7 protein-coding genes and 1 pseudogene are annotated in these 6,000 nt (G+C 68.3%); 3 read left to right on the forward strand and 5 right to left on the reverse strand.

What is annotated here, in order from left to right; translation table 11 throughout:
• Positions 1–87: 87 nt before the first annotated feature.
• Positions 88–363, reverse strand: coding sequence for a hypothetical protein (locus VGS97_RS19205; RefSeq protein ID WP_326854964.1), 276 nt, complete (start codon positions 361–363; stop codon positions 88–90).
• A 176-nt stretch (positions 364–539) separates the two neighbouring features.
• Between VGS97_RS19205 and VGS97_RS19210 the strand changes: the two genes are divergently transcribed.
• Complete coding sequence (locus tag VGS97_RS19210; RefSeq protein WP_326854965.1) at positions 540–734, forward strand: hypothetical protein; 195 nt, start codon at positions 540–542, stop codon at positions 732–734.
• Between the two features lie 368 nt (positions 735–1,102).
• On the opposite strand, the gene VGS97_RS19215 is transcribed toward VGS97_RS19210, so the two are convergent.
• Both VGS97_RS19215 and VGS97_RS19220 read right to left on the reverse strand, forming a co-directional pair.
• Positions 1,103–1,339, reverse strand: coding sequence for a DUF397 domain-containing protein (locus tag VGS97_RS19215; protein WP_326854966.1), 237 nt, complete (start codon positions 1,337–1,339; stop codon positions 1,103–1,105).
• 3 nt (positions 1,340–1,342) lie between these two features.
• On the reverse strand, positions 1,343–2,164 hold the full coding sequence (locus VGS97_RS19220) for a helix-turn-helix transcriptional regulator (protein WP_349262189.1): 822 nt from the start codon (positions 2,162–2,164) through the stop codon (positions 1,343–1,345).
• A gap of 261 nt (positions 2,165–2,425) precedes the next feature.
• Between VGS97_RS19220 and VGS97_RS19225 the strand changes: the two genes are divergently transcribed.
• Complete coding sequence (locus VGS97_RS19225; RefSeq protein WP_326854968.1) at positions 2,426–2,947, forward strand: ATP-binding protein; 522 nt, start codon at positions 2,426–2,428, stop codon at positions 2,945–2,947.
• Positions 2,948–3,044: 97 nt separating this feature from the next.
• Here the strand turns inward: VGS97_RS19225 and VGS97_RS19230 are convergent, their stop codons facing one another.
• Together VGS97_RS19230 and VGS97_RS19235 are read right to left on the reverse strand one after the other, a co-directional pair.
• Positions 3,045–4,445: an NAD(P)/FAD-dependent oxidoreductase gene (locus VGS97_RS19230; protein WP_326854969.1), complete on the reverse strand. Its 1,401-nt coding sequence runs from the start codon at positions 4,443–4,445 to the stop codon at positions 3,045–3,047.
• Positions 4,446–4,794: 349 nt separating this feature from the next.
• On the reverse strand, positions 4,795–5,361 hold the full coding sequence (locus tag VGS97_RS19235) for a hypothetical protein (protein ID WP_326854970.1): 567 nt from the start codon (positions 5,359–5,361) through the stop codon (positions 4,795–4,797).
• A gap of 456 nt (positions 5,362–5,817) precedes the next feature.
• Here VGS97_RS19235 and VGS97_RS19240 point away from each other — a divergent pair.
• Positions 5,818–6,000 (forward strand): annotated as a pseudogene (locus VGS97_RS19240) (hypothetical protein); the annotation flags it as partial.

The raw sequence follows: 6,000 nt of genomic DNA on the forward strand, positions 1-6,000 counted from the left end.
GGGCGTGAAACGGTCCGGGTTTCCTCAACCCTTTCACTGAGGGGCCCGGGTCTGGTGCCGCGCCACGAAGCCACTTACGACATCCCGTCATGGTCCGGACGGGAACTCCACCACCTGCCGGTACGTCGGCCGGTTCTGCCAGATGACCGGCGGGCCGGCGATGTCGCCGAGCACGTCCTGGATGATCGAGTCCGCGCACCGCTGGTCACCCGCCGAGCAGGTCGAGCCGCCAGGGCACACTGTCGCGGCCGACTCGGTGGCGGCTTGGGAAGGAGAACCGAGCAGAGCACTGCAACAGGCGGACAGGCTGCCGTCGCCGCAGTGCCGGGCCGGGATCGGGGCGGCCACACTCCGGCCGAGCATGCGCGCAGATCACTTGTCGGCGTACCCCTACCGCCGAGCTGGAAGGACGAGCCCTCGTGCGCCTACGCCTGGCTCGACGAGGCAGACGAGGCGGGCGAGCCGGAGGGACAGCTTGCGGGCCACCGGCCGGGGACTCGTTGACCTGTATCGCGCCGATCAACGCATCGAACAGGCCGGTGCCCATCCCGTTCTGGAACTCGGCTTGGCGCGACAGCGGCCATCAGGCGTCGAACAGTTGGACTGCGGCGGCGTTCTGGAAGGCTGCCGAATCCGACACAGTCCGGGTGAGCGTCGCCCCGGCGTTCAGTCACGTCGTCAGCTCGGCGACCAGCGCCTGCTGGCTCGGGTCGGTCACCGGCTGGCTCCCGTGACGATCGCTCGGCTTCGGCCCGGCGGATCATCACTTGTCGGAGCATCACATGACTGCGCGCCGCAAAGGGCCGAAACGCGCCGGACCGGACGGTCACGGCGCGGCTTGCGCCCGGTTCCGCCTCGTGGCGGGAGCCCGCGGGACCTGTGGGGGTGAGGCCCGTGGGGGCGGAACTCCGTTCGTTCGACGGAACCGGGACGGTGTTCGGACCGCGGTCAGTGCCCGGTTGTCTCCGGCGCACCTACATGGGGAACGGTCCTGCTGGTACTGCCAGTCTCACTTGTACTGCCTGTGTTGCTGGTGGCGCAGGTATTGCGGATGTTGCAGGTACTGCCTGTGCTGCCGGAACGAGTGCGCTCCGGCATCGCCTCAAGAAAGCAGGAAGTCCGCGCGGCCGTCCTTGGCCGCCTCGATGAACGCGGTCATCTCGGACACCGTGTACAGCAGCGCCGGCCCTTCCGGGTCGGTGGACTGCCGTACGGCGATCCTGCCGTCCTGGAGCTTGAGGACCTCGACGCAGTTTCCGCCGTTCCCTCCGCTCCATGGCTTCATCCAGCCGTGCGAACCCAGGTGGGTCGCCGGCATTCCGTTGTATATGTCACTCATCCTTCAGATCTCCTTGCGAATACCACTGAGATACGCCTCAGTGGATGGTGCGGGTGCGGCTTGTGCGCACATCCGGTCCAAAGCTTCCAGGTAGACCGATACGTCGTCCCGGTCGTCGATGTAGACGGCGCCCGTCAGCGATTCGCTGTAGACGATGTCCGGCAGTTCCTGGAAACGGAACCGGAAGATACAGAACGGCCCGTACATGGCGGGGTGCGGGCCTGCGCCGAAGGGCATCACCTGGAGGGTCACGTTGGGCAGTTGGCTGATCTCGATCAGATGGTCGACCTGCGCGCGCAGCACCTTCGGGTCGGCGGCGCGACGGAAGACCGTCTCGTCCATCACGCCCCAGAAGCGCGGCGCGTCGTCGCGCGCGAGCAGAGTCTGCCGTTCGACGCGCAAATCCACCAATCGGTTGATCTCAGCGTCGGCGGCGTGCGGGAGACCCGCGCGTAGCACCGCCTTAGCGTAGTCGGGAGTCTGGAGGAGTCCGTGCACGTAGTGCGGCTCGTACGCACGGATCAACGCGGCCTCGACCTCAAGGCTGACGTGCGCGCTGAACCAGTCGGGCAGCACGTCGCGGTAGCGGTGCCACCAGCCGGGCTGGTTGGCCTCGCGCACCAGGTTGAGGAACGCCTCGATCTCGCTGGGCTCGGTCACGCCGTAGGTGCGCAGCAGCCGGTCCACGTACAGGATCTTCAGGCTCACCTCGGCTTTCTCCATGCGGCGGATCGTGGAGTGGGTGACGTCGAGCGCCGCACCCGCCTCCTCGTACGTGAGCCTGGCCCGCTCCCGCAGATCCTGTAGTCGCCGACCAAGAACCATCCGCATCACCGTCGGGGCGCCGCCCGACGAGCGCACGTCACCGCTCACGTTCTGCCTCCGCACCGGCCGCCATGCGGCTCAGTGTGCCATGTCGGTAACGCTGCGAACAGTCTGCTCATCTAGTTCTGCAAATTCCAGGTTGACTCTTGCCATCCGTTGCTGGCGGACAGCATAGTGATTCCTGTGATTCAGCTCCCGCACTCGTACTCCCCGGCGCGTCGCGGGAAGCTCGGTCACCTTCGTTCGGAAGGCGAGATCCTCGTGAACCGTTCCCGCCCGACCGCGGGCGTCACTCCGGCTGCGGGCCGTGCCGTCGCGGACACCTCCGCCGCGACCATCACTCTTCCGACCGACTCGTTCGAGGATGAAACGCAGTTATTGCACCGCGACATCTTCCAACTGCCCGCACACGGTACGAGCGTCGCCGCGGCCCGCCACCGCGTCGGCGAGCGCCTGCGCCAGTGGGGAGTCACGGAGCCCGTGTACGACGACGCCGCCCTCGTCGTGAGCGAACTGTTCACAAACGCGCTGGTACACACGGAGAGCACCGAGATCACCTGTCGGCTTCAGACGACGACGGAGACCGTTTATCTGGCGATCACCGACCAGGGCCATGGCGCGACGGGGCCGCAGGTGCGCGAGCCCGACGTGGAGAGCGGCCGCGGACTGCTACTCGTCAACGCGCTGGCGGAACTGTGGGGCGTGACGAACGAGCACGGATGCGGCCGGACCGTATGGGCCGTGCTGCCCTGGGCCGGCGAAGGACACGGACCCGAGGAATGACCGCCGCGTCCGTTACTGCCCGTTACCGTTCCCACCCGCCGCGCCGTCGAGCCGCCCCTGCCCGGGGTTCGCCGCCCCCGAAACAATTTACCTAAATTTAGCTAACCTTCGCCCGGCTCTCGCCCTCGTTCTCCCCTGCCGCCGCTCCCGGTCCCTGCGCGGCGTGCCACTCAAGCGCCGTGCGGCCGAAGACCTGCTGAACGGTGACGGCGCGCTCGGAACGGCCGCGACCCACGAAGCTGACCGCCCAGTGCATGACCGTGGTCACCCGGTGCTTGAACCCGACCAGGTACATCAGGTGCACGACCAGCCAGAGCACCCATGCGGCGAACCCGCTCGCCTTCACCCTGCCCACGCTGGCTACCGCGTTGAAGCGGGAGATCGTGGCCATGCTGCCCTTGTCGTGGTAGTGGAAGGGCTCGCCGGCCGGCTTGCCCGCCAGGCGCAGCACGATCTGCCTGGCGGCGTGCCGACCGCTCTGGATGGCCACCTGCGCGACGCCGGGCAGGTCGTTCAACGCCATCAGGTCGCCGACCACGAAGACGTCCGGGTAGCCGGGCAGCGAGCAGTCCGGGTTCACCTTCACCCGGCCGGCCCGGTCCACCTCGGCCCCGGCGTGCCCGGCGAGCGTGCGGCCGAGCGGCGAGGCGGAGACCCCGGCGGCCCAGACCTTGGTGAGCGCCTCGATCCGCTCGTGCCCGCCGTCCCGCGTCTTGATCTCGATGCCGTTCTGGTCGAGCCCGACCACCATGGCGCCCAGCTTGATCTCGACGCCGAGCTCGCGCAGCCGCTTGGCGGCTTTCGAGGAGAGCGGATCGCCGAAGCCCGGCAGCACCATCGGCGCGGCGTCGACCAGGACGATGCGCGCATTGCGCGGGTCGAGCCGGCGGAACTCGCCGATCAGCGCACGGTGCGCGAGTTCGGCGATCTGCCCGGCCATCTCCACGCCGGTGGCCCCGGCGCCGACCACGACGAAGGTCAGCCGGCGACGCTCGGCCTCCTCGTCGGGCTCCAACTCGGCCAGCTCGAACGCGCCGAAGATCCGGCCGCGCTGCTCAAGCGCGTCGTCGATGCTCTTGAGGCCCGGCGCGAACTCGGCGAACCGGTCGTTGCCGAAGTAGGACTGGTTCGCGCCGGTGGCCACGATGAGACTGTCGTACTCGACGTGGAACGGCGCGCTGCGGCCGGGAGCGCGCGCGGTCACCGTGCGCGCGTCCGGGTCGATGTCCGTGACCTCGCCGAGCAGAACCCGCACGTTGCGCTGGCGGGCCAGGACCTCGCGCGTGGCCGGCGCGACCTCGCCCTGCGAGAGGATCCCGGTCGCCACCTGGTACAGCAGCGGCTGGAAAAGGTGGTGCGGCGTCGCGGCGACCATGGTGACCCGGACGTCGGCACGCCGCAGCGCACGAGCCGCGAACAGCCCGCCGAAGCCCGAACCGATGATCACCACACGGTGTGTGGCACCGCCTCCGGTCGCGTAGCCAGTCTCGTCAGTCACGATCAGCCTCCAGCTGCCTCCGGCCATTACCTGCCCACGCGACACGGACGCCCGTGGCACCGCCGCGAGGCCGTCCGGGCTACCCGTCAGCTTTAAACCCACACCAGCGTCATGGCCGCGTCAAGCCATAGCGGCCATACAGTGTCGTGAATCGGATAATCGGACGCTGATTCAGCAGCGATCAGACAGCGCGACGGTCCGTACGCGCGTCAACCACCCGCATAAGGATCGACGCTGACATAACCGCCCTCGGCAAGCGCAGATCGCCCGGTACATGGATCCCTGGTGGGAGCGGCCCACCCATAGATGGACACGCCTCCCGGCGAACCGCCCTTGGCACGCGTACCGGTCAAGCGCAGGTAGACACACGCCCCATCAGGCTGCGGCACGGAGAGCGCCGCAACACCGTCCGCGGCGGCGAAGTCGATCGCGCGAAGTGGCGGCGCACTGACCGTGGCCGACGGCCGAGCGCCACCTGAAGCGCCCACAGACGCAGGCACGCCGATGCCATCCTGGACCGCCGCGGCCAGATCGAGCGGTAGCGGCTTGCCTTGACAAAAACGGACAAAGCACGCGCCGTCTGCGCCGCGGCTGCCTGCCGCCGCGCCTCTGCCAACGCTGCGGAGGGTGAAATGCCGGCCGGGCACGGGATACCGCGATGCGAGACGTTGCCGTAGTACCCGATCGTGAACCGGAAGCAGCCGATCGCCGAGGGACCGAAATCGGTCTCGCCCTGCATCCGGTCGGTGACACCGGTGGCGCCCATCACGGTGTCGAACGTGAGCAGTTCGCCGGAAGTGCCGCCCGCGCCGGTCACGCTGGCCGTGGTCACGTAGCCGCCGCCATAATCGGCCACGACCGCGAATATCACGCCATCGCGCGCGCCGCGGGTGGTCTGCACGATGTTCCCGAGCATCAGATCCACATAGCCGGCGCGGGCCGCGGTCAGGTCCGCAGCACTGGCCGCAGCCACCACGGGATCCTCAGGGGCGACGCTCGGCACACTCACGCACCCAGCGACGAGCAACACCACCGCCAGCCCCCACCCCATCCGCACGACGCGGTCCCCGGACGTTCCCATCGCACACCCCCATGTACGCGTCCTGATCCCCCTGTGACGTGGCGACCGTAGCACAGGTCACGCCCTGAACAGCGGATATTACCGCCAGTTCCGCCCTCTCCGACCTCGCCCCGCGACTACTCCCGCACTCCGGCTGCCCGGCCGCAACGTTCCGGTTCTGCTAGCCTTCGGCTGAAGCCGGCTCAAGCACAGACAGTCGCGAGGGGTGGCCAGCGTGAGAACCATCCCTACCCCGCTCGCGCAATCCGAGGGTCACGAACCCACGGGATCCACTCAAGAAGGTAGGGCCGCGTGATCGATGGAATCACAGGCGGTGGCGTCTTGGGGTTCGCGCTGCGTAGATTCACCCGCCACGGGGGTCGCGGCTTCTTCCACCACTTCGGCTTCCACTCGCTGTGGCATGGCGGCGTGTGGGCGATCATCCTGTGGCTCCTGGTGATCGCGGCAGTGGTGTTCGTGGCCGTACGTCTCTTC

It is taken from the genome of Actinocrinis sp. (assembly GCF_035946395.1).
GTDB lineage: Bacteria > Actinomycetota > Actinomycetes > Streptomycetales > Catenulisporaceae > Actinocrinis.